General features: G+C 67.9%; 18 protein-coding genes. 5 read left to right on the forward strand and 13 right to left on the reverse strand.

Going from position 1 to position 20,313, the window contains the following annotated elements; all coding sequences use genetic code 11:
• Positions 1–7 precede the first annotated feature (7 nt).
• The 4 genes from DSM104443_RS04670 to DSM104443_RS04685 are packed head-to-tail and all read left to right on the forward strand — an operon-like array spanning position 8 to position 3,137.
• Positions 8–937, forward strand: coding sequence for an acyl-CoA desaturase (locus DSM104443_RS04670; RefSeq protein WP_212756943.1), 930 nt, complete (start codon positions 8–10; stop codon positions 935–937).
• Complete coding sequence (locus DSM104443_RS04675) at positions 906–1,892, forward strand: acyl-CoA desaturase (protein ID WP_171089919.1); 987 nt, start codon at positions 906–908, stop codon at positions 1,890–1,892. Before DSM104443_RS04670 ends, DSM104443_RS04675 begins: the two co-directional genes overlap by 32 nt.
• Positions 1,873–2,844 carry an SRPBCC family protein gene (locus DSM104443_RS04680; protein WP_171089922.1) on the forward strand — a complete coding sequence of 324 codons (972 nt, stop codon included), beginning with the start codon at positions 1,873–1,875 and terminating at the stop codon, positions 2,842–2,844. Before DSM104443_RS04675 ends, DSM104443_RS04680 begins: the two co-directional genes overlap by 20 nt.
• Positions 2,841–3,137 (forward strand): GNAT family N-acetyltransferase, encoded by a 297-nt coding sequence (locus DSM104443_RS04685; protein WP_171089924.1) that lies wholly within the window; start codon positions 2,841–2,843, stop codon positions 3,135–3,137. The genes DSM104443_RS04680 and DSM104443_RS04685 overlap by 4 nt, the downstream gene beginning before the upstream one ends.
• On the opposite strand, the gene DSM104443_RS04690 is transcribed toward DSM104443_RS04685, so the two are convergent.
• From DSM104443_RS04690 to DSM104443_RS04735, 10 genes are all read right to left on the reverse strand, one after another.
• Positions 3,134–4,693: a sulfite reductase subunit alpha gene (locus tag DSM104443_RS04690; protein ID WP_171089926.1), complete on the reverse strand. Its 1,560-nt coding sequence runs from the start codon at positions 4,691–4,693 to the stop codon at positions 3,134–3,136. The two genes, DSM104443_RS04685 and DSM104443_RS04690, sit on opposite strands and share 4 nt — an antisense overlap.
• A complete protein-coding gene (locus DSM104443_RS04695) occupies positions 4,690–6,450 on the reverse strand; it encodes a NirA family protein (protein WP_171089928.1) in 1,761 nt (586 codons plus the stop codon). The genes DSM104443_RS04690 and DSM104443_RS04695 overlap by 4 nt, the downstream gene beginning before the upstream one ends.
• Complete coding sequence (locus DSM104443_RS04700) at positions 6,447–7,652, reverse strand: NAD(P)/FAD-dependent oxidoreductase (RefSeq protein ID WP_171089929.1); 1,206 nt, start codon at positions 7,650–7,652, stop codon at positions 6,447–6,449. The genes DSM104443_RS04695 and DSM104443_RS04700 overlap by 4 nt, the downstream gene beginning before the upstream one ends.
• Positions 7,649–8,440, reverse strand: a complete 792-nt coding sequence (gene cobA / locus DSM104443_RS04705; RefSeq protein ID WP_171089931.1) for a uroporphyrinogen-III C-methyltransferase — start codon at positions 8,438–8,440, stop codon at positions 7,649–7,651. Before cobA ends, DSM104443_RS04700 begins: the two co-directional genes overlap by 4 nt.
• Complete coding sequence (locus DSM104443_RS04710; RefSeq protein ID WP_171089933.1) at positions 8,437–11,229, reverse strand: nitrate reductase; 2,793 nt, start codon at positions 11,227–11,229, stop codon at positions 8,437–8,439. Before DSM104443_RS04710 ends, cobA begins: the two co-directional genes overlap by 4 nt.
• A complete protein-coding gene (locus DSM104443_RS04715; protein WP_171089935.1) occupies positions 11,163–11,579 on the reverse strand; it encodes a globin family protein in 417 nt (138 codons plus the stop codon). Before DSM104443_RS04715 ends, DSM104443_RS04710 begins: the two co-directional genes overlap by 67 nt.
• A 1-nt stretch (position 11,580) precedes the next feature.
• Complete coding sequence (locus DSM104443_RS04720) at positions 11,581–12,378, reverse strand: ABC transporter ATP-binding protein (protein WP_171089937.1); 798 nt, start codon at positions 12,376–12,378, stop codon at positions 11,581–11,583.
• Positions 12,375–13,268, reverse strand: coding sequence for a nitrate ABC transporter permease (gene ntrB / locus DSM104443_RS04725; protein WP_171089939.1), 894 nt, complete (start codon positions 13,266–13,268; stop codon positions 12,375–12,377). Before ntrB ends, DSM104443_RS04720 begins: the two co-directional genes overlap by 4 nt.
• A 10-nt stretch (positions 13,269–13,278) precedes the next feature.
• Positions 13,279–14,529, reverse strand: coding sequence for a CmpA/NrtA family ABC transporter substrate-binding protein (locus DSM104443_RS04730; protein WP_171089941.1), 1,251 nt, complete (start codon positions 14,527–14,529; stop codon positions 13,279–13,281).
• 289 nt (positions 14,530–14,818) lie between these two features.
• On the reverse strand, positions 14,819–15,397 hold the full coding sequence (locus DSM104443_RS04735; RefSeq protein ID WP_171089943.1) for an ANTAR domain-containing response regulator: 579 nt from the start codon (positions 15,395–15,397) through the stop codon (positions 14,819–14,821).
• Between the two features lie 176 nt (positions 15,398–15,573).
• Between DSM104443_RS04735 and DSM104443_RS04740 the strand changes: the two genes are divergently transcribed.
• Positions 15,574–15,807: a hypothetical protein gene (locus tag DSM104443_RS04740; protein ID WP_171089945.1), complete on the forward strand. Its 234-nt coding sequence runs from the start codon at positions 15,574–15,576 to the stop codon at positions 15,805–15,807.
• Positions 15,808–15,820: 13 nt separating this feature from the next.
• Here DSM104443_RS04740 and DSM104443_RS04745 read toward each other — a convergent pair whose 3' ends face one another.
• Genes DSM104443_RS04745 through DSM104443_RS04755 form a run of 3 tightly spaced genes read right to left on the reverse strand, consistent with a single transcriptional unit; the run spans position 15,821 to position 20,309 of the window.
• Entirely contained in the window at positions 15,821–17,980 is a 2,160-nt protein-coding gene (locus DSM104443_RS04745; protein ID WP_171089946.1) for an ATP-binding cassette domain-containing protein, read from the reverse strand.
• Positions 17,977–20,154 (reverse strand): NHLP family bacteriocin export ABC transporter peptidase/permease/ATPase subunit, encoded by a 2,178-nt coding sequence (locus DSM104443_RS04750; protein ID WP_171089947.1) that lies wholly within the window; start codon positions 20,152–20,154, stop codon positions 17,977–17,979. Before DSM104443_RS04750 ends, DSM104443_RS04745 begins: the two co-directional genes overlap by 4 nt.
• On the reverse strand, positions 20,133–20,309 hold the full coding sequence (locus DSM104443_RS04755; protein WP_171089950.1) for a hypothetical protein: 177 nt from the start codon (positions 20,307–20,309) through the stop codon (positions 20,133–20,135). The genes DSM104443_RS04750 and DSM104443_RS04755 overlap by 22 nt, the downstream gene beginning before the upstream one ends.
• Positions 20,310–20,313: the final 4 nt, after the last annotated feature.

Consider the following 20,313-nt stretch of genomic DNA (forward strand, 5'->3'; position numbering starts at 1 on the left):
CGCGACCGTGCGGCACCACGTCTGGCGTGTCGATGGAACCGAGGCCGATGCCAGCGCCGGCCGTGTCGAGTGGTCTCCCGCCAAGTCGATCTGGAACACGTCGATGCTCGCCGCGGCGCTCGTCCTCGCACCCCTCACGGCGACCCCCGCTGCGATCCTCGTCTTTGCCGTACTGACCTACACCACCCTGTTGCTGGGGCACTCGGTCGGGATGCATCGCTATCTCATCCACCGAACCTTCGAGACGAATCCGTGGCTCGCGCGGCTGCTCATCTATCTCGGAGTGCTCGTGGGCATGGCGGGACCGTACGGCATCCTGCGCATCCACGACACGCGCGACTGGGCGCAAAGGCAGCTCGATTGCCACGATTTCTTTTCGCACAGACGCGGCTTGCTCGTCGATGCGCTCTGGCAACTTCATTGCCGCTTTGCGTTCGATCGGCCGCCGGCGTTCCGAATCGAGGCCGACCTTCTCGCCGACCCGTGGCTCAAAGCCATGGAAAGGACATGGATGCTTCATCAGGTCCCGCTCGCGATTGCCCTCTACCTGGCCGGAGGATGGGGCTGGGTCGCGTGGGGCGTCTTCGCGCGAGTCTCGGTGAGCGTCGCGGGCCATTGGATCGTGACGTACTACTGCCACAACCCCGGCCCCGGCCGCTGGTGGGTCGAGGGCGCGGGAGTGCAAGCGGCCAACCTGCCTGGGTGGGGTCTGCTCACGCTCGGCGAATGCTGGCACAACAACCACCACGCGTTTCCGGAATCCGCTCGCATGGGCCTGGAGCCCCACGAGCTGGATCCGGGCTATTGGGTCATCGAACGCCTCCAGCGCGCGGGCCTCGCATGGAACGTCGGTGCGCCGCGCGCCGAGATGCTGCAAGACGACATCCACCCCGTTGAGTACATCCATGGAACAGAGCGCATCTCGTCCGCGGCCTGAGGCGGCCCTCGCCTCGCTCGATCCTTATCGGGTCAATTCCCTCATTCTCGACGCGAACGTGGATCCCGTGGCGGGACGCGCGCGCTGGGATCCGGCACGATCGGCCTGGAACGGCGGAATGCTCCTCGCTGCGATAGCGCTCGGTCCGCTCTACTTCACGTGGGGCGCCTTTACCGCATTCGTGGTGCTGCTCGCGCTGACCATGTGCGCCGGACACTCGGTCGGTTTCCACCGCCGCTTGATCCATCGCACATTCAAGTGTCCCAAGTGGCTCGAACGCGCGATGGTGTGGTCGGGCACGCTGGTCGGCATGCAAGGTCCCCTCTGGGTGATCCAGTCGCACGACATTCGCGACTGGGCCCAGCGCCAGCCCGATTGCCATGACTTCCTGAAGCATGGACGCGGCCCCTGGATGGACGCGTGGTGGAACCTGCATTGCCGGCTGTACCTCGATCGTCCACCGGGTTTCGATCCCGGCCCCGGCATCGGTGACGATCCCTTCTATCGCTTCCTCCAGCGCACGTGGATGCTGCAGCAGATCCCCGTCGCGCTCGTGCTCTTCGCGATCGGCGGCGTTCCGTGGGTGATCTGGGGCGTGTGCGTCCGCGTGACGGTCGGAGTCACGATGCACTGGTTCGTGGGCTACCTGTGCCACACGCACGGCCCGCAGAGCTGGCTCGTCGACAAGGGGGCCGTACAGGCCCACGACGTCCCTTGGGCGGCGATTCCGTCGATGGGTGAAAGCTGGCACAACAACCATCACGCCTTTCCGGCATCGGCGCGCCACGGTCTCTATCCGGGGCAAGTCGATCTCGGCTATGAGTTCGTCCTCCTGCTCGAGCGATGCGGGCTCGCGTGGGATATCCAGACGCCGGACCGTTTGCCGGCGCGGCCCGGTATCACGCCGATCGCGGCGCACTCGGTGGAGAGGATCCATGGACGACAAACCCGCTAAGCGCCGTTGGCTGCGCTGGGGCGCGCCGCTCCTCGCGGGCGCGGTGGTAGGCATAGCGATGCGGTTCGTCTTCTCGGGCTACCCGGACAGCATGACCCATGCCATGACGGCCGGGTTCATCTACTTCGTCCCGGTCGTGGTTGGAGCCGTAGCGGTCTACGTCTCGGAAAGGCTGTCTCCAACGGCCTCGGGATGGCATTTCAACATCGGCGCGCTGGCGAACGTGTTCTTCGTCATCGGAACGTTGCTGATCCTGATCGAAGGATTCGTTTGCGCCATCATCATCGTTCCTCTCTTCGCGGTCATCGGCGGCCTGTCGGGCCTTGCGATGGGCGCCATCTGCCGGAGGGTGACGAAATCGAAAGAGACGCTCTACGCGATCGCCATGCTCCCGTTCCTTGCCACGCCCATGGAGTCCCAGGTGCCGCTCCCGGTGGAACTGGCGAACGTCGAGCGCACGATCGTCATTCACGCCTCACCCGAGCGAGTGTGGAATGAGCTGCTCAATGCGCGCGACATCCGGCCCGAGGAGGTCGAACGCGCCTGGATCTACCGGATTGGCGTGCCCGTTCCACAAAGTGGAGCGACAAGCGAAACGCCCGAGGGACGCGTGCGCCACGTCACGATGGGTAAGGACATTTCGTTCGACGAGGTCATCACGCATTCCGTGGAGAACCGCTACTTGCGATGGACGTACCGCTTCACGCCGGAATCCTTTCCGCCCTACGCGCTCGATGAGCATGTCGTGATCGGCGGCCACTACTTCGACGTCCGGGACACGTCCTATGTGCTGAGGCCCGTCGCGGGCGGCACGGAACTGACGGTGCGGATCGGGTATCGGGTGAGCACGCGGTTCAACTGGTACGCTGCGCCGGTGGCGCGGTTCCTGATGGAAGACCTTGGCGACTCGAACCTCGGCTACTACCGGGGGCGGGCGGAGCGTGCAACGTGACGACGAATCTCGTGTTCTCCTTCGACGAATCCGCGAAGCGCTATCGCGCCAGCCAGGATGCGCGGGAGGTCGCCTTCATCGAAGCGGACCGCATCGGCACCGATTCCCTGCTCATCAAGCACACCGAAGCGCACGAGGAAGGCCAGGGTTTCGCGGGGGCGCTGCTCCGTCACGTGCTGGAGGAAGCGCGCGCGTGCGGCCGCAAGGTCATCCCGATCTGCCCCTACGCGGCGGGATTCATGCGGAAGCATCCCGAATACCACGACGTCCTGCGGCCCGGCTACCCGCTCTAGTACACGTCGCGCAGGTAGCGGCCTTCCTTCGCCAGCCCCGCAAGCCACGCCTTGGCACCCGCCGCGTCGAGCCCACCCTGTGTGGTCGCTACGCTGACCAGCGCATGCTCGACATCAGCAGCCATGTGCTTCGCATCGCCGCACACATAGAAATACGCACCGTCCTTCAGCCACTGCCAGAGCTCCGCGGCCTGCTCGGCCATGCGGTGCTGGACGTAGATCTTCTGCGACTGGTCGCGCGAGAAGGCCGTCGAGAGGCGCGTGAGCAGCCCCTTGTCGCGCCAGGCTTCCATCTCGTCGCGATAGAGGAAATCCGTCGCCTCGTGCTGCGCGCCAAAGAAGAGCCAGTTGCGGCCGGTGGCCCCCGCGGCTTCGCGTTCCTGGAGGAAGGCGCGGAACGGCGCGATGCCGGTGCCGGGGCCGACCATCACGATCGGCGTGGCGGCATTCGTCGGCAAGCGGAAGCCGTGCGACTTCTGCAGGAAGACCGGCACCGGGCGGCCCGGCGAGAGGTGCTCGGCGAAGTAGCCAGAACCCAGGCCGAGGTAACCCCGGCCACCCTCGTCGTAGCGGACGACGCCCACGGTGAGATGGATCTCGCCCGGGTAGCGTTTCGCCGACGAGGCAATGGAGTAGAGCCGCGGCTGCATGCGCGAGAGCGACTGGATGAAGGCACCCACGGGCGGACGAGCCGAGCGGAATTTCACGAGCGTGTCGAAGACGTCGCGGATGCCGTAGCTCGGCGCTCGCTCGTCATCCTCGGCGAGAAGGGCGAGGCGCTGTGCTTCGAACTCCAGCTTGGCGTGGTCGGCCATCAGCGCGAAGAGCTCCGCCGTCGGCTCGCGCAGGCTCACGCGTGACGTGAGCGCTTCGCGCGCGGTCCACGTCGCGCCTTCGAGCATCACGGCCTTGTTGCCCTTGGTTTTGAGGATCGACAGGATCAGCTCGACCACCTGCGGGTCGTTGCCCGCCCAGATGCCGAGGGAGTCGCCGGGCTCGTGCTCGAGGCCCAGGCCGGCCGTCGCGACGCTCACCGCTCGCGTGTCGCGGTCTCCCTTCGTGAGCGGATAGCTCACGATCAACCGGGCACGGGCGGGGCGATCTCGGGAAGGTCCGGGGGGAAAGTCGGGCAAGACGGCGGTCGGGGCCTCGTGGGCCAACGCCGCCGTCCCGGCCGGTTCCTCCTCCAGTAACCGTTTCAGTGCCTTCGTCGTCTGCTTGCCGCCGGGGACGCACTTGCCGACGTCCTTCTCGGCCCCTTCGGCAATGGACTGCGCGTAGCTCTTGCACAGGTAGCCGCACTGCCCGCAATCGAGCTGGCCCATGGCGGACATCAGCTTCAGGCGGAGCGGCTTGCCCTTCGACAACTCCAGGCGCTGGGGCAACTCCAGGACCGGATCATGCCACGGAAGCTCGCCATCGTCTTCCGGGGCGGGGGCGCTCGTGGCGGCCGCTCCGTTGCCTGCCGCCATGCCGAGCATGCCGGCGAAGAAACCGTTCAGCCACGCACGCTGCTCGGGCGAAAAGGGGGCGGTGTCGGGCAGGACGGGAATCATGCGGCGGCGCTGATCTTGAGGTTGAACAGGTTGCGCAGCGCCTCGGCATCGTGGCGGTTCGCGAATGATTGGAACGTCTCGTCGGGCGTGAGGCGATTGGCGAGATACGCGGCGAGCATCCTGCGAATCGTTTCGGGCGCCTCGCCGGCGGGCACGTCGCGATAGACCTCGCGGGCGAGCGCCTGGTCCTCGCCACTGCCGCCGCCGACATACAGGTGATAACCCTCGATCGCCTCCTCGCCGCCGGTGTCCACCTTCGCGGCGAGCAGGCCGATGTCGCCGATGTAGTGCTGAGCGCACGAGTGGTGGCAGCCGGTGAGGTGGATGTTGACGGGCGTATCCATCGCGACGCGCGGCTCGAGGTAGTTCGCGATCGTCATCGCGTGGCCCTTGGTGTCCGAAGCCGAGAACTTGCAGCCGCGATTGCCGGTGCAGGCGACGAGCCCCGCGCGGATCGGCGTGGCCTGCCAGTCGAGACCCATGGACAGGATGTCGCGCTTCACCGCATCGATCGACTCGCGGGGAATGTTGGTGATCAGCAGGTTCTGCCAGACGGTGAGGCGGATCGATCCGTCGTAGCGCGCTGCGAGCGTGGCGATGGAACGCATTTGCGCGGAGGTGAGCTTGCCCACGGGCAGCGAGAGGCCGACATAGAAACGGTCCGGCTGCTTCTGCGCGTGGAAACCGATGTGGCCTTCGCGCGCGACGCGCGGGCGGGCCTCGCAATCTTCCTCGGGCAGGCGGGCGAGCTTGCGGCCGAGCTTCTCCTCGACCCAGGCCATGTACTGCTCGTGCCCGACCTTGTCGATCACGTACTTCATGCGGGCCTTGAGGCGGTTGGTGCGGTCGCCGTGCTCGACGAAGACCTTCACGACGGCCTCGGCGACCTTCACGCATTCGGCGGGCGGGATGACCACGCCTTCGTCGCGCGCGAAGTCGTGGTGGCCCGTGATGCCGCCGAGTCGCATGCGGTAGTAGACGCCGGCGGGAACGGACTTGCCCTCGGGAACGCGCACCGCGTAGAAGCCGATGTCGTTGGTGTCGTCCACGCTCGACACGCGCCCGCCGCCGTCGAAGGCGATGTTGAACTTGCGGGGCAGGCCGTACATTTCGCGGTGGTTGAGGATATGGTGGTGCATCTCGCGGCACAGCGGCTGCGTGTCGATCAACTCCTGCGCGTCGATGCCCGACGTGGGCGAGCCGGTGACGTTGCGGATGTTGTCGGCGCCGGAGCCCTTCGACGTGAGGCCCAGCTCGGCCAAGCCCATCAGCAGGCCCGGCGTCTGGCTCGCCGTGATCTCGCGCAGTTGCAGGTTGGCGCGCGTGGTGACGTGCGAGTAGCCGCCCGCGTGCAGGTCGGCGAGATCGGCGAGGCCGGACATCTGGTGCGGCGAGAGCTGGCCGCCGGGAATGCGCAGGCGGCACATGAAGCTGTCCTGCGCGGGCGCCACGTAGAAGAGGCCGTGGAATTTCCACAGGAAGACGTCCGTGCCCTTGGGGAACTTGCCTTCGTCCGCCAGCTTGCGGATCTCGTCCCAGATGTCGAGGCCGTTCTTCTTCGCCTTCGCGTCCTCTTCGGCGACGAGCTTTCCGCCCGCGGCCACGGTTCGGGCGCGGGCTTCGTCGTGGATGCGATCGGGGCCTGTTGCGGCGGGCGCCACCGGCTTGGCGCCACCCAGGTTGAGGCGCGCGATGCCCTGGCCGGCCGCGAAGCCCTCGAGGTAGCGTTTCTGCTCGGGCGTGAAGTCGTCGGTCATCGCAGGAACATGAGCTCTTTGCGCAGCGGTCCGAGGCTCGCCTTGGTGCGGATCAGGTCGGCGTAGCGGCTGGCTCCTGCGCTGTCGCCGACGAGGATGCCGCCCACGAGGCGGTCGTCTTCGAGAACGAGGCGGCGGTAGATGCCGTTCACGGGATCGCGCAGCACCTGGCTCTGGCGGCGCGGGGCGTCGGAGAGGTCGCCGGCGGAGAAGACGTCGATGCCGGTGACTTTGAGGTGCGTGGATTGCGTGGAGCCGGAATAGTAGTGGCTGCCCACGCCGGCCAGGTGCGTGGCGCATACCTTGGCCATGTCGTAGAGCGGTTGCACCAGGCCGTAGCAGGTGCCGCGATGGCGCACGCACTCGCCCACCGCGTAGATGCGTGGGTCGTAGGTGAGCAGCGTGTCGTCGACGACGATGCCGCGATCGACGCGTAGGCCTGCTGCGCCGGCGAGCGCGGTGTCGGGGCGGATTCCCACGGCCATCACCACGAGGTCCGCGGGGAGGCTGATGGGATCGGCACCGGTACGCTGGATGGTGACGCTGCGCGCGCTGCGGTCGCCCTCGATGGCGAGCGTCTGCGCACCGAGATGGAAACGGATGCCGCGCGACTCGAGCTTGCGCTGCACGACGGCTGCGGCGGCTTCGTCGAGCTGGCGCTCCATCACCCACGGCATCACGTGGACGACGTCGACTTCCATGCCGCGCGTGCGCAGGCCGCTCGCCGCTTCGAGGCCGAGGAGCCCACCCCCGATCACGACCGCACGTGGATAGACCTCCGAGGCACGGATCATCGCCTCGGTGTCGGCGAGGTCGCGATACGTGGCCACGCCCTCGAGCTCCGCACCGGGGATGGGCAATCGAACAGGACGCGATCCGGTTGCGAGGAGCAGGGTGTCGTACGGCGTACGCACGCCGTCATCCGTCACGATCTCGCGCGGCCCGCGCAGGATCGCGGTCGCCTTGCGCCCGAGCTTGAGCCGGATGCCGTGGCGCGTGTACCACTCCGCGCCCTGGAGCTGCAGCTCTTCCTTCGTCATCTCGCCGGCAAGCACCGGCGACAGGAGAATGCGGTTGTAGCCCGGCACCGGCTCCGCGCCGATCACCGTCACGTCGTGTCGCCCAGGCGCGATCGCCATGAGGTGCTCCAGCGTCCTCGCGGCCGCCATGCCGTGCCCGACGACGACGAGGCGCGGCTTCATGCGGCGCTCCGGGGAATAAAGGGGTCAGACCACTTTATTGCTTGGTATTGGGCAATAAGGTGGTCTGACCCCTTTATTCCCATGCTCACAACCTCACCGACGACGATCAACGCCGGTGCCGAGAGACCCTCGGTGTCGATCGGAAGCCGATCCAACGTGGTGACGACCGAGACCTGCGACGGCAACGTCCCGTTCGCGATCGCGCACGCGGGCGTATTGGGCGAGAGGCCGCCAGCGACGAGGCCTTTCGAGATCGCGTCGACGGCGTTCAAGCCCATGTAGAAGACGAGCGTGCCGCCGACGCGGGCGAGCGCCGCGTAGTCGGGGCCGCTTCCGTCGCGCGTGTGGGCTGTCACGAAGGTCACGCTGCGGGAGACCTCGCGATGCGTGACCGGAATGCCGAGGGCGGCGGGCACGGCGCAGCCCGCGGTGATGCCGGAGACCACTTCGACGTCGATTCCTGCAGCGCGCAGGGCCAGCACCTCCTCGCCACCGCGGCCGAAGACGAAGGGATCGCCGCCCTTCACGCGGCCGACAATCGCGCCGGCTCGTGCGTAGCGGATCATCGCGCGCTCGATGAATTCTTGTGGCGTCGACTTGCAACGCGCGCGCTTGCCCACCGCGATGAACCGCGCATCGGGGCGCGCGTGCGCAAGAACGGCGGGATTCGCGAGGTCGTCCACGAACAGCACGTCGCATTCCCCGAGCGCGCGCACCGCCTTCAGCGTGAGCAGCTCGGGATCGCCCGGGCCGGCGCCGATCAGCCAGGCTTTGCCGGGGCGCTTCATGCGGCGACCGCCTCGCGCTTGCGTGCCGAGCAGAGGCGCTTCAGCGCGGGCACGCACGAGCCGCACCCGGTGCCGCACTTGAGCGTGGACTGGAGCGCGGCGAGGTCGAGGCCTGCTTCGATGCCCTCGGCAACGCGCGCTTCGGGAACGTCGTGGCAGGTGCAGAGGATGCGACCGCGAGAGGCGGCGCCCTCGGGTGCCACGGCGCTCGGCGCGAGGAGTTGATAGCCGAGCCCCGCGACGTTGGTGCCCTGCGTGATGAGATCGACGAGCCACTCGCTGCCCGTGCTTTCACCCAGCAGGCGCACGGCCGCGAGGCGCGTGCCCAGGCGGCGTGCGACGCGAGAGAAGCCGGCGCTGCGATCGTCGTACGAGAGACCGCCCCGGGTCGCGGGGAATCCGAACACGCGATCGACCTGCGCCACGAGATGCTCCGGGATCGCGTTCGCGCACGCGGCGCGCAGGATCACCGCGGGATACTCACCGCCCGCGAGCCCGCAACTCGCGTAGGCGAAGCGATCGAGCAGCGGTGCCAGCGCGGCGAGGGCCCGGTCCGGATCCGCGACGACGCCCATCGCGAGCAGCGCATGCGGAAGCACGACGCCTTCGACCTCGGCGATCGCGTGCTTCAGCTCCGGTTGAAACGAATGCGGGTCGTAGCGGGAGATGGTGAGCGCGTTGACGCCGCCGCCCGCGAGGAACCGCCCGCCCCAGTGCATCGGGATGAAGAGATCGCCGCGCCGCACCTCGTCGCTCGAGCGCGCGCGGAGCGTGAGCGTGCCCCGCGGGCCGCGAACCCTCACCAGCGCGCCGTCCTCGACGCCCCGCGTGGCGAGGTCCTCGGGATGCATCGTGACGCGCGGCTCGGGCTCGTGATCGTGCAGCGACGCGGCGCGGCCGGTGCGGGTCATGCCGTGCCACTGGTCGCGCAGCCGCCCGGTCGTGAGGCGCAGCGGAAAGAGCTCGGTCGGCACTTCGGCGGGCGCGGTGTAGCCGGCGACGTGGAAGCGGGCGCGGCCGCTCGCCGTCGGGAAACGACCTTCGGTGTAGAGGCGGGCCAGACCCTCGGCAGCGCCTTCGGGAAACGGCCATTGCTGCGGGCCGCGCTCCTCGATCACGGCATACGAGAGTCCCGTGATGTCGAGATCGCGGCCGCGCGTGGTCTCGCAATGCTCGGCGAAGACCTCCTCGGCGCTCGTGTACGGGAACAGCCGTTCACCGTCGCGGCCGAGCTGGTGGCCGAGACGGTGCGCGAAATCGCACGCGATCTCCCAGTCGGCGCGCGCCTCGCCGGGGGGCGCCACCGCGGCACGCACGCGCGAGATGCGCCGCTCGGAATTGGTGACCGTGCCTTCCTTCTCACCCCACGTGGCCGCGGGCAGCAGCACGTCGGCGAAGCGCGCGGTCTCGATGTCGGCGTAGCAATCCTGCAGCACCACCAGTTCGGCCCGGGCGAGGGCCGCGCGCACGAGCGCCTGGTCCGGCATCGACTGGGCGGGGTTGGTGCACGCGATCCACACGCAGCGCACCGTGCCTTCGTTCAGCGCCTCGAAGAGCTCCACCGCCGTCTTCCCGCGCTTGTCGGGAACGGACTTCACGCCCCAGAGCTTCGCGACCTCTTCGCGATGAGCCGCATTGGAGAGATCGCGATGCGCGGAGAGCAGGTTCGCCATGCCACCCACTTCGCGTCCGCCCATCGCATTGGGCTGGCCCGTGAGCGAGAACGGCCCCGCGCCCGGCCGGCCAATCTGCCCGGTGGCGAGATGGAGGTTCACGAGCGTCGCGTTCTTGTCGGTGCCGGAGGTGGACTGGTTCAGGCCCTGGCAGTAGAGCGAAAGCGTCGGTCCCTCGGCGAACCAGCGGGCCGCGAGACGAATGTCGTCGGCCGAAATCTCGCAGACTCCCGCGGCCCATTCCGGCGTGCATGCGGAGAGCTCGCGCTCGAGCGGTTCGAATCCTTCGGTGTGCGCCTCGATGTAGCCGCGATCGACGCGCTTCTCGGCAAGCAGCACGTGCAGCATTGCGTTGAAGAGCGCGACGTCGGTGCCGGGCGCGATCGCGAGATGGAGATCGGCTTCGGCGGCCGTATCCGTACGCCGCGGGTCGACGACGATGGTCTTCAGGTCCGGGCGCTTGCGGCGGGCTTCCTCGATGCGGCGGTAGAGGACCGGATGCGCGAACGCCATGTTGGAGCCCGCGATGAAGAGGCAGGCCGCGTGGTCGAGATCCTCGTAGCAAGCGGGCGGCGCGTCGGCGCCGAGCGTGGCCTTGTAGCCCGCGACCGCCGACGACATGCAAAGCCGCGAGTTCGTGTCGACGTTGTTGGTGCCGATCAGGCCCTTCGCGAGCTTGTTGAAGACGTAGTAGTCCTCGGTGAGGAGCTGGCCCGAAATGTAGAAGGCGACGCTGTCCGGGCCATGCCGCTCGATCGAGCCCGCGAAACGGTCGGCGATGTGGTCGAGGGCTACGTCCCAGGAGACGGGGACGCGAGGCTCGCCGCGCGAAGCGCGCACTTGCGGTTGCAGCAGACGCGAGGAGCGCGAGAGCGTCTTCGGCAGAGCGAGGCCCTTGCTGCAGAGCTTGCCGAAGTTGGCGGGATGCGTCTCATCTCCCGCGACGGCGGTGATGTGGCCCGCCGCATGCGAGATGCGAACGCCGCATCCCACACCGCAATACGGGCAGGTGCTGCGAACCTCGCCGGCGTCGCTCGCGCCCAAGGTGATCAGGCGGCCGCTTTCGCCGCGGCCGACTTCATCACGCCGGCCAGCGTGACGTACGTCTCGGTCCATGCCTGCTTCACCTCCGGCGTGAACGCGGTGCCCAGGCCCTGCTCGAGTGTCCAGAGGAGGGCCGTGGCCACGGTGTCGTAGTCCTTGTCCTCGACACCATAGCCAACGTGGCGGCGGCCGAGGTCTTCTACCGCGGGGATGAGCGCACCGAGATCCTCGAGGCCGCCGACCGCGACGCCGATCATCTTCATCAGCTTCTCGCCCTGCGAAGCGATATCGGCCTTGAAGAGCGGGCGCAGTTCCGGGTCCAGCTCGAAGAGCTTGCCGTAGAAGAGCGCGGCGGCGGTGGGCGCGATCGGAACCACCTTCGCCCACGTGGTCTGCACCAACGCGACTTGGCTCGGAGTCATGTCAGGCAGCCCTCCTGGCTTGGCGGTCGTAGAGGAATTCGAGCACCTCGCGGCGGCACTCGATGTAGCGGGGATTCGTGGCGAGGGCGAGGCGCTCGCGCGGACGCGGAAGACCAACCTCGAGGATGCCGCCGATAGTCGCCGCCGGTCCGTTGGTCATCATCACGATGCGATCGGAGAGGAGCACCGCTTCGTCCACGTCGTGCGTGACCATCACGACCGTGCTGCCGGTCGTGGCGACGATGCCCATCAGCTCGTCCTGCAGGTGGGCACGCGTCAACGCATCGAGCGCGCCGAACGGTTCGTCGAGGAGCAGCATCTTCGGCTCCATCGCCAGCGCGCGCGCGATGCCCACGCGCTGTTTCATGCCGCCGGAGATCTCCTCGGGATGCTTCTGCGCCGCATGCTCGAGGTGCACGAGCTCGAGCGCCTTCATCGTGCGTTCCTGCAGCTTCGCCTTCGGCTCCTTGCCGCCGAACACGCGCTCGACCGCGAGGTACACGTTGCCCGCGCAGGTGAGCCACGGCAGCAGCGAGTGGTTCTGGAACACCACGCCGCGCTCGGGACCCGGGCCGCCGATCTCCTTGTTGGCGAGGATGAGGTGACCCTGCGTCGGCATCAGGAGGCCGGCCACCAGGTTCAGCAGCGTGGACTTCCCGCAACCGGAATGCCCGATCAGCGAGACGAACTCGCCCTGGCGCACGACGAGGTCGATCTCGCGCAGCGCCTCGAAGCGCACGCCGCGCTTCTCGAAGGCCATGCCGACTTGCTCGACCTGCAGGTATTTGTCCGCGCTCATGCGTTCACCCCGTGGCTGAAGCGTTTCGCGATGAAGACCAGCATCTGCTCGAGCGCGAGCCCGACGATGCCGATGACGAAGATGGCGATGAGGATGTGGTCGACCTTGAGGTTGTTCCACTCGTCCCACACCCAGAAGCCGATACCGACACCGCCGGTGAGCATCTCCGCGGCGACGATCACCAGCCAAGCGACGCCAATCGAGAGGCGCACGCCGGTGAGCATGTATGGCAGCACCGCGGGGAAGAGGATCTTCGTGAAGATCTTCCACTCGGAGAGGTTCAGCACGCGCGCGACGTTGAGGTAGTCCTGCGGGATCTGGCGCACGCCCACGGCGGTGTTCACGATCATCGGCCAGAGCGAGCAGATGAAGATCACGTAGATCGCCGCGGGGTCGGCCTTCTTGAAGAGCAGCAGGCCGATGGGCAGCCACGCGAGCGGCGACACGGGCTTCAGCAGCGCGATGATCGGGGCGGCCATGTCGGAGAGGAAACGGAAGCGTCCGATGGCGAAGCCGAGCGGAATGCCCACGGCCGCCGCGGCCCCGAAGCCGATGGCCACGCGTCCCAACGAGGTGAGGATGTTCCAGCCGATGCCCTGGTCGTTCGGCCCGTTCTTGTAGAACGGGTTCGAGAAGAGCACGACGGCTTCCTTGAACACCGACAACGGATCGGGGATACGGCCGAACTTCGCGACGAACGCCCAGAGCGCCACGAAGACCACGAGGCCGGTGGTCATCGCGATCACTTGCACCACCCAAGCAGGCGGGGGCTTCCGCGGCGCCGGCAGGGGGATCGCGTCGGCTCGCGCGATCGGTCCCGGGCCGGGCACCGTGACCTTCACTTTCAAAGCGGACGGGTGTGCGACGACCACTCGGCTCACTGCGCTCATCGGGACCTCCTCAAGCGACCTTCACCTTGAATCCGCCCGCGTACTTCACCGGGTCCTTGCCATCCCACACGACGCCATCCATCAGCTTGGAGGTGCGCATCACGTCCTTCGGCACCGGGACCTTCGCCGCGGCAGCCGCCTGCTTGTAGATCTCGATCTGGTTCACCTTCTTCGCGACGGCGACGTAATCGGGGTCTTCCTTCAGCAGGCCCCAGCGCCGGTGCTGCGTCATGAACCACATGCCGTCGGAGAGGTAGGGGAAGTTCACCGCACCGTCGTTGCAGAACTTCATGTAGTCGGGGTCCTGCCACTTCTTGCCGTTGCCGTCCTCGTACGCGCCGAGGAAGCGGCCGAGGATCACGTCGGTGTCGGTGTTCACGTAGGACTTCTGTGCGATCACCTCCGCCGTCTCCTTGCGGTTGGCGGGCGAGGCGTCGATCCACTTGCCGGCTTCGAGGACGGCGGCCGTCATGGCGCGCGCGGTGTTGGGATACTTCTGGACGAACTCGGCCGTGGTGCCGAGCGTCTTCTCGGGGTGGTCCTTCCAGATCGCCTGCGTGGTGATGCTGGTGAAGCCGATCTTGTCGGCGATGGCGCGCGCGCCCCAGGGCTCGCCCACGCAGAAGCCGTCCATGTTGCCGACGCGCATGTTGGCCACCATCTGCGGCGGTGGGACGGTGATGGTCTTCACGTCCTTCATCGGGTTGATGCCGGCCGCGGCGAGCCAGTAGTAGATCCACATGGCGTGCGTGCCGGTGGGGAAGGTCTGCGCGAACGTGTACTCGCGCTTCTCCTTCGCGATGAGCGCGGCGAGCGAGGCGCCGTCGATCGCGCCCTTCTCCTTCAGCTGCTGGGAGAGCGTGATGGCCTGGCCGTTGTTGTTGAGGTTCATCATCACGGCCATGTCCTTCTTCGGGCCGCCGATGCCCATCTGCACGCCGTAGATGAGGCCGTAGAGGACGTGCGCCGCGTCGATCTCGCCGTTCACGAGCTTGTCGCGCACCGCGGCCCACGAGGCTTCCTTGGTCGGCGTGATGGTGATGCCGTACTTCTTGTCGAAGCCCTTCACGTTGGCCATCACGACGGAGGCGCAATCGGTGAGGGGGATGAAGCCGATCTTGAGGTCCGTCTTCTCGGGCGCGTCGGAGCCCGCGGCCCAGACCGAGGCGCGCAGCTGCGGCGTGAGCGTGGCCATCAGGGCCGCTCCGCCCTGCGCGAGGAACTTGCGTCGTGCGCCATGGTTCATCCCCTTCTTCTTCATGCGTCGTCTCCCGTGTCACCGCAAAACAAAAAGGCGTCGGTCGCCGCGAATGGTCGCGGGACGGACGCCTTTGTCGTGTGCCCGTGCCGCCGTTGGCTCGGGCTTCGGCCTACTTATCGCAATGGGCGTGCCAAATGCACTAAGTCGCTGACCGGAAACGGGAAGGGGATTGCGGACGAAGTCGGGGTGACAATTTCCTGCGCCAAAACGGCGCGGCCATGCACCAAGATGAATAAAGGGGTCAGACCACTTCATTGCTCCGGGCAATGAAGTGGTCTGACCCCTTTATTCATCCGAGGAGTGAGGAGATGGAGATGACCTGGCGAGCGATGTCGCCGAGCTTCTGGTTCTTTTCCATCGCGAGGTTGCGCAGCGCCCGGAAGGCCTCCTCTTCGGTGAAGCCACGCTGTTTCATGATGATGCCCTTCGCGCGCTCGATCACCTTGCGGTCGGCGAGCTGCGACTTGGCGTCGGAGAGCTCCGCGAGCAGCTTCTGGTCGGCCTCGAAGCGCTCGATCGCCACGCGCATCACGGGCTCCAGGCGGCTGGCGCTCACGCCTTCAACGACATAGGCCGAGACGCCCGCCTTGATCGCGGCGCGGATGGAGTCGTTCTGCGAGTCGTCGGAGAAGAGCACGACCGGGCGCGGCGCACTCGAGGAGACGGCGGCGAGCTGTTCCAGCACGTCGCGGCTGGGCGAATCCGTGTCGATCAGGACGATGTCGGGCCGGTGCTCGGCCACCCGGTCGAAGAGCTCGAGCGGCGATTCGAGCGTGCATGCGACCTCCACGCCCGGCATCGACGACAGCGCCTGGCGGAGGGAGGAGGCCCGCCCGGGAGTGTTGTCGACGACCAGCACCTTGAGCATGGGGGCTTTCTTGCACGAGACTTATGTTGCAATGCAACATCCGTGCCACGCCCACGGGCGGCCGGATGCGTGAATATTCGACAAGCCCCCGTCCACTGCGCCCCTCATGCCGGGGCCTGCCCTGCGGCAAGATGCCGGTGTACGATCACAACGCATTCCCCAAGGAGCAGCGAAAAATGTCGACCAAAGAGCAGAAGCCCGGCGAACTCTCCGACCAGCAACTCGACCAGGTGTCGGGCGGCCAGGAGATCCGCAAGATGGAGAAGATCGTCGTCACCGCGAAGCGCAGCGACGTGAACCCCCAGCAAGTGGTGAAGATGGACAAGATCGTCGTCAGCGCGCGCCGCGACGACAAGGACCCGGCAGGCATCGCCGGCGCCCAGGTCGCGCAAGCCGACACCAAGAAGTGAGCGTGGGGGCCGCTCAGGCCCCTTGCGTGGAGAGCATCGACTGGAAGTGTCCGGGAACCGCGGCCAGCTCCGCGTAAGTCCCGGACTGGGCGATCCGCCCGCCGTCGAGCACCACGATGCGGTCGGCATTGCGCACGGTGTTCAGCCGATGCGCGACGACGATCCGGGTCGCCGCCAATCCCCGTAGCGATTCCAGCACCGCGGCCTGCGCCACGTTGTCGAGCGCGCTCGTCGCTTCGTCCAGCAGCAGCACGCGCGGCTTCGTCGCCAGCGCGCGCGCCAGCATCACGCGCTGGCGTTGCCCGCCGGAGATGGTCGAGAGTCCCTCGCCCACCAGCGTATAGAGACCCATCGGCATCGCCTCGATCTCGGCGGCGATGCCGGCGAGGCGCGCCGCTTCCCACGCGCTCTCCACGTCGAGGTTCGCCGCACCCGCGATGTTGGTGAAGAGGTCGCCGGCCCACAGCGTGCCGCTTTGCAGGACGGTGCCGATGCCGCGGCGAAGCCTGCGCACGTCCAGCGTCGCGAGATCTTTCCCGTCGTAGAGCACGCGGCCTTGCGCCGGCGCTTCGAACCCCAGCAGCAGCCGGATCAGCGTGGATTTGCCCGATCCGCTCGCGCCGACGATCGCGACGAACTCGCCGGGCCGGATCTCGAGGTCGACGCCGCGCAGCACTTCCGCGCCGCCGGGATAGGCGAACGAAATCCCCTGCAGGTGGATGTGGCCCTGCGGCTCGTGGCGCTGTCCGCGTGCCGTGTCGTTCTCGGGCACGGTCGCGAGGATCGGGCGCGCGCGTTCCCACAAGGGCTTCAGGCGCAGCACCGCCATCCAGGTACCGACGAGCGAATGCACGGCGCCCAGCACCGCGAAGAGCGCGGCCTGGAATGCGATGAACTGCCCTGTCGTCAGCGCGGTCCCGCGCAACGCTCCGATGTCGAGGCGCCACGCGAGGTCGTAGAGGAGGATCGCCGAGGCCGGAAAGAGCAGGCTCAACGCCACCATCTCGAGGTTCGCGAGCTTGGTGCTGCGCCGGTTCAGCGCCCGCAGCGTCTCGTAGTCCACGAAGTAGTTGTCGTAGGCGCGCGATTCCGCCGCCGCGGCGCGCAGCTTCGCAACGCCGGTGAGGTATTCGACGCTGAGGCCATTGAGCTTTCCATCGAGGGCCTCGATCGTGCGTCCCAACCTCAGGCGCAGGAGCCCGACCGCGGCGGGAATCGCGATCGCCGCGAGGATGAGCACGACCGACGCGGCCGCGAGCGTGCCGCTGTACTTGAAGAGCAGCGCGGTGTTGGCGAGCAGGAAGAGCCCGGTGACGATCGTGCCGATCGCCGCACCCGCGATGGAGCGCTGCACCGCGTTGGCCGCGGACATGCGCAGCGCCAGGTCCCCGCTCGCGAAGGCGCGGAAGAACGTGGCCGGCGCGGCGATCACGCGATCGAGCATCGCGGCCTGCACGGCGATGGTCGTGCGCGCTTCGAAGCGCTGCACCGCGAGCGAACGCAACACCTCGAGCCCGACGAGCGCGAGACCCGCGCCCGCGAGCCCGGCGATGAGCTGGCCCACCAGGCCGAGCGCCGCTGTGGGAATCGCGCGGTCGATGAGGAAGCCGGTCGCGATCGGCGTGAGAAGCCCCACCAGCGCGGCGGCGACGCCCGTGGCGATCACCGTGCTCGCGTCGGCGCGGTTGTGGCGCCACGCGAAGCGCAGCACGTCGATCGTGCCGAGGGCGCGGCGCTCGAAGCGGCGATGGAACGTGTACGCGAAGGGCGAGAGGCGCGCGGCCGTCGCTTCATCGACCACCCACTCCACTTCATCTTTCGAGTCGGCCGCATACATCCGGTAGCCGGAGACCGGATGCGGAACGAGCGCGACCCAGCCCGTGCCTGCGGGTGAGCGCGTCACATCGGGGTCGGTGGCGCGCGCCTTGCTGCGGCGCTCGGCCACGCGAGCCAGCATCGGCAGGCCCGCGCCCTCCCACCAGCGGCCGTCGAGGATCACGCGCCGCGCGAGCAGGCCCGCGCCGGCCGCGGTCTCTTCGACCGCATCCCAGGGATCGACCGCGCTGGAGAGCTCGGGCGACGCTTCGAAGCGGATGCCGATCGCCGTCTCCAGCAGGCGCAGCGCCGCGGGCAGCGTCGTCGAGCGAAGCGAGAGCCCGGGATCGTGGCTCATGACACGGCGTCCATCGCCACCAGTGCGGCATAGCGCCCGTCGGGAATCTTCACGAGGTCCTCGTGGCGGCCGCGTTCCACGACGCGGCCCGTGTCGAGCACGACGATCTCGTCGGCGGCTCGCACGGTCGAGAGGCGGTGAGCGATCACGAGGCAGGCGATGCCGCGGCGCTTGAGGCTCGCGTCGACCGTGGCTTCGGTCAGCGGGTCGAGGGCACTCGTCGCTTCATCGAGGATGAGGATGGAGGGCGAGGCGGCGAGGGCGCGAGCGATCTCCAGCCGCTGGCGTTGGCCGCCGCTGAGATTGCGCGCGCCTTCCTGCAGCGGAGCCTCGAGCGCACCGGGGCGTCCGAGGATTTCCTGTTCCAGGGCTGCGTCGCGAAGCGCTTCGCGGATCGCGTCCTCGCCGATGCGCGGATCCCACAGCGCGAGGTTGTCCCGCACGCTGCCCTGGAAGAGAACGACGTCCTGGTCCACGTACGCAACCGAGCGGGCGAGCGCGACGCGGTCCCATTCCGAGCGAGGTTTGCCGTCGAAGAGGACTTCCCCTTGCCACGGTGAGTAGAGGCCGACGGCGAGGCGACCCAGCGTCGACTTGCCGCATCCGGAAGCGCCCACCAGTGCGACCCGCTGCCCGGCCTTCAGCGTGAGCGAGAAATCCTCGACCAGCGGCGGCTCCCCACGGTTGTAGCCGAAGGTGACGCCGCGGAATTCGAGCGTCGCGGCTTTCTCCAGGGGCGCCTCCTGCTTTGGCCGCGTCATCGTGACCTTCGCGTCGCCCTTGTAGTGCAGCACGTCGTCCAGGCGCGCGAGGTCGCCGGTCAGCGTCTGCATGTGCTGCGTGGCCGCGAAGAGCGCGTGCACCGGCGCCGTGAAACCCGCGAGCAGGACCTGGAAGGCCACGAGGTTGCCGACCGTGAACGTCCCTTCGATGATGCGCAGCGATCCGAGCCCCAGCACCGCGAGGTACGCGACGAGCGAGAGCAGTCCCGGCACCTGGCCCAGCGTGAGCGACAGCCGCTGAGCCTGCACCGTGGCATTCGAGAGCTGCACCTGCAAGCCCATCCAGCGGGCGAAGAGCACGGGCTCGAGTCCGGCGGCCTTGATGCCCTCGATGTTGGCGAGCGCACCCGAGGCCGCGCCCGCAAGCTTGCCCGCGCGCGTGGAGAGCTGCCGCGAGATCTCCGCGGTGCGCTCGGCGAGCACGCGCCAGACGAAGAGCTCGAGCGCGAGGCATGCCACGACGATGATCGCGAGACCGGCCTCGAGCTGCACCATGAGGATGAGATAGAAGCTCGCGGTGAGCAGGCTCAGCGCCAGGTGAGCGAGGTCGTTGGAGATCGTCTCGGCCACGCGCTCGTTGAGATCCACGCGCGAGGCGATCTCGCCCGGCGAGCGCTGCACGAAGAACTCCATCGGCAGCGAGAGCGCGTGGCCCACGAAGCGGCGCGAGGCCTGCGCCGCGGCGCGCCCGTACGTATCCATCAACAAGTGCGCCTGGATCCAGAGCAGCGCGGAGCGGGCGAGGGCTGCCAACCCGAGGCCGATCAGGAGCGGCCCCGCAACGCCGCCCATCTTCCCGACCAGCACCTCGTCGACGAAGCGGCCCATGAACCACGGCAACAGCAATCCGGGAGGGACCAGCAGCACGCCCAGCACGATCGCGAATGCGATGGACGGGTGCATGCCCTCGAGGTACTGCGCGAGGGATCGCATGATGGAGGGCTTGTCCCCGCCCGGCTGGAACTCGGGTCCGCGCTCGAACGTGAGCACGACGCCCGTGAACGCGGAGTCGAACTCCTCGGAACCAACCTTGCGGCGGCCGAGCGCCGGGTCGCTGATCCACGCCTGGCCGTCCTCGAAGCCCTCGAGCACGACGAAGTGGTTGAAGTTCCAGAACAGGATCGACGGGAAGGGCAGCTCGGCGAGATCCCTCGGTTCCTTCTTGAAGCCGCGCGCGATCAATCCGAACGTGCGAGCCGCGCGCAGGATGTTGCCCGCCTTGCTGCCGTCGCGAGAAACACCGCAGGCCACGCGCAGCACTTCGAGCGGCACCCAGCGGCCGTGATGCGCAAGCACCATGGCCAGCGCGGCCGCGCCGCATTCGACGCTTTCGAGCTGGAGAACCGCCGGGACGCGACGGATCGCGGTGTTCAGCGAGCCGTCAGCAGCCATGCGGCAAAGGCGGCGGTGCCGGCGAGCAGCACCGCGAGGGCGAGCAACACGCTGCGCGGATAACCGAGGAGCTGCAGGCGTGCATCGAGCTTCTCGGGGGATGCGAGGCGCGCCAGCGCCGCGTCGCGGTACAGGGGGCTCTTGTCGCGGGCCATGGCT

Origin of the sequence: Usitatibacter rugosus (assembly GCF_013003965.1) — a bacterium.
Lineage (GTDB): Bacteria > Pseudomonadota > Gammaproteobacteria > Burkholderiales > Usitatibacteraceae > Usitatibacter > Usitatibacter rugosus.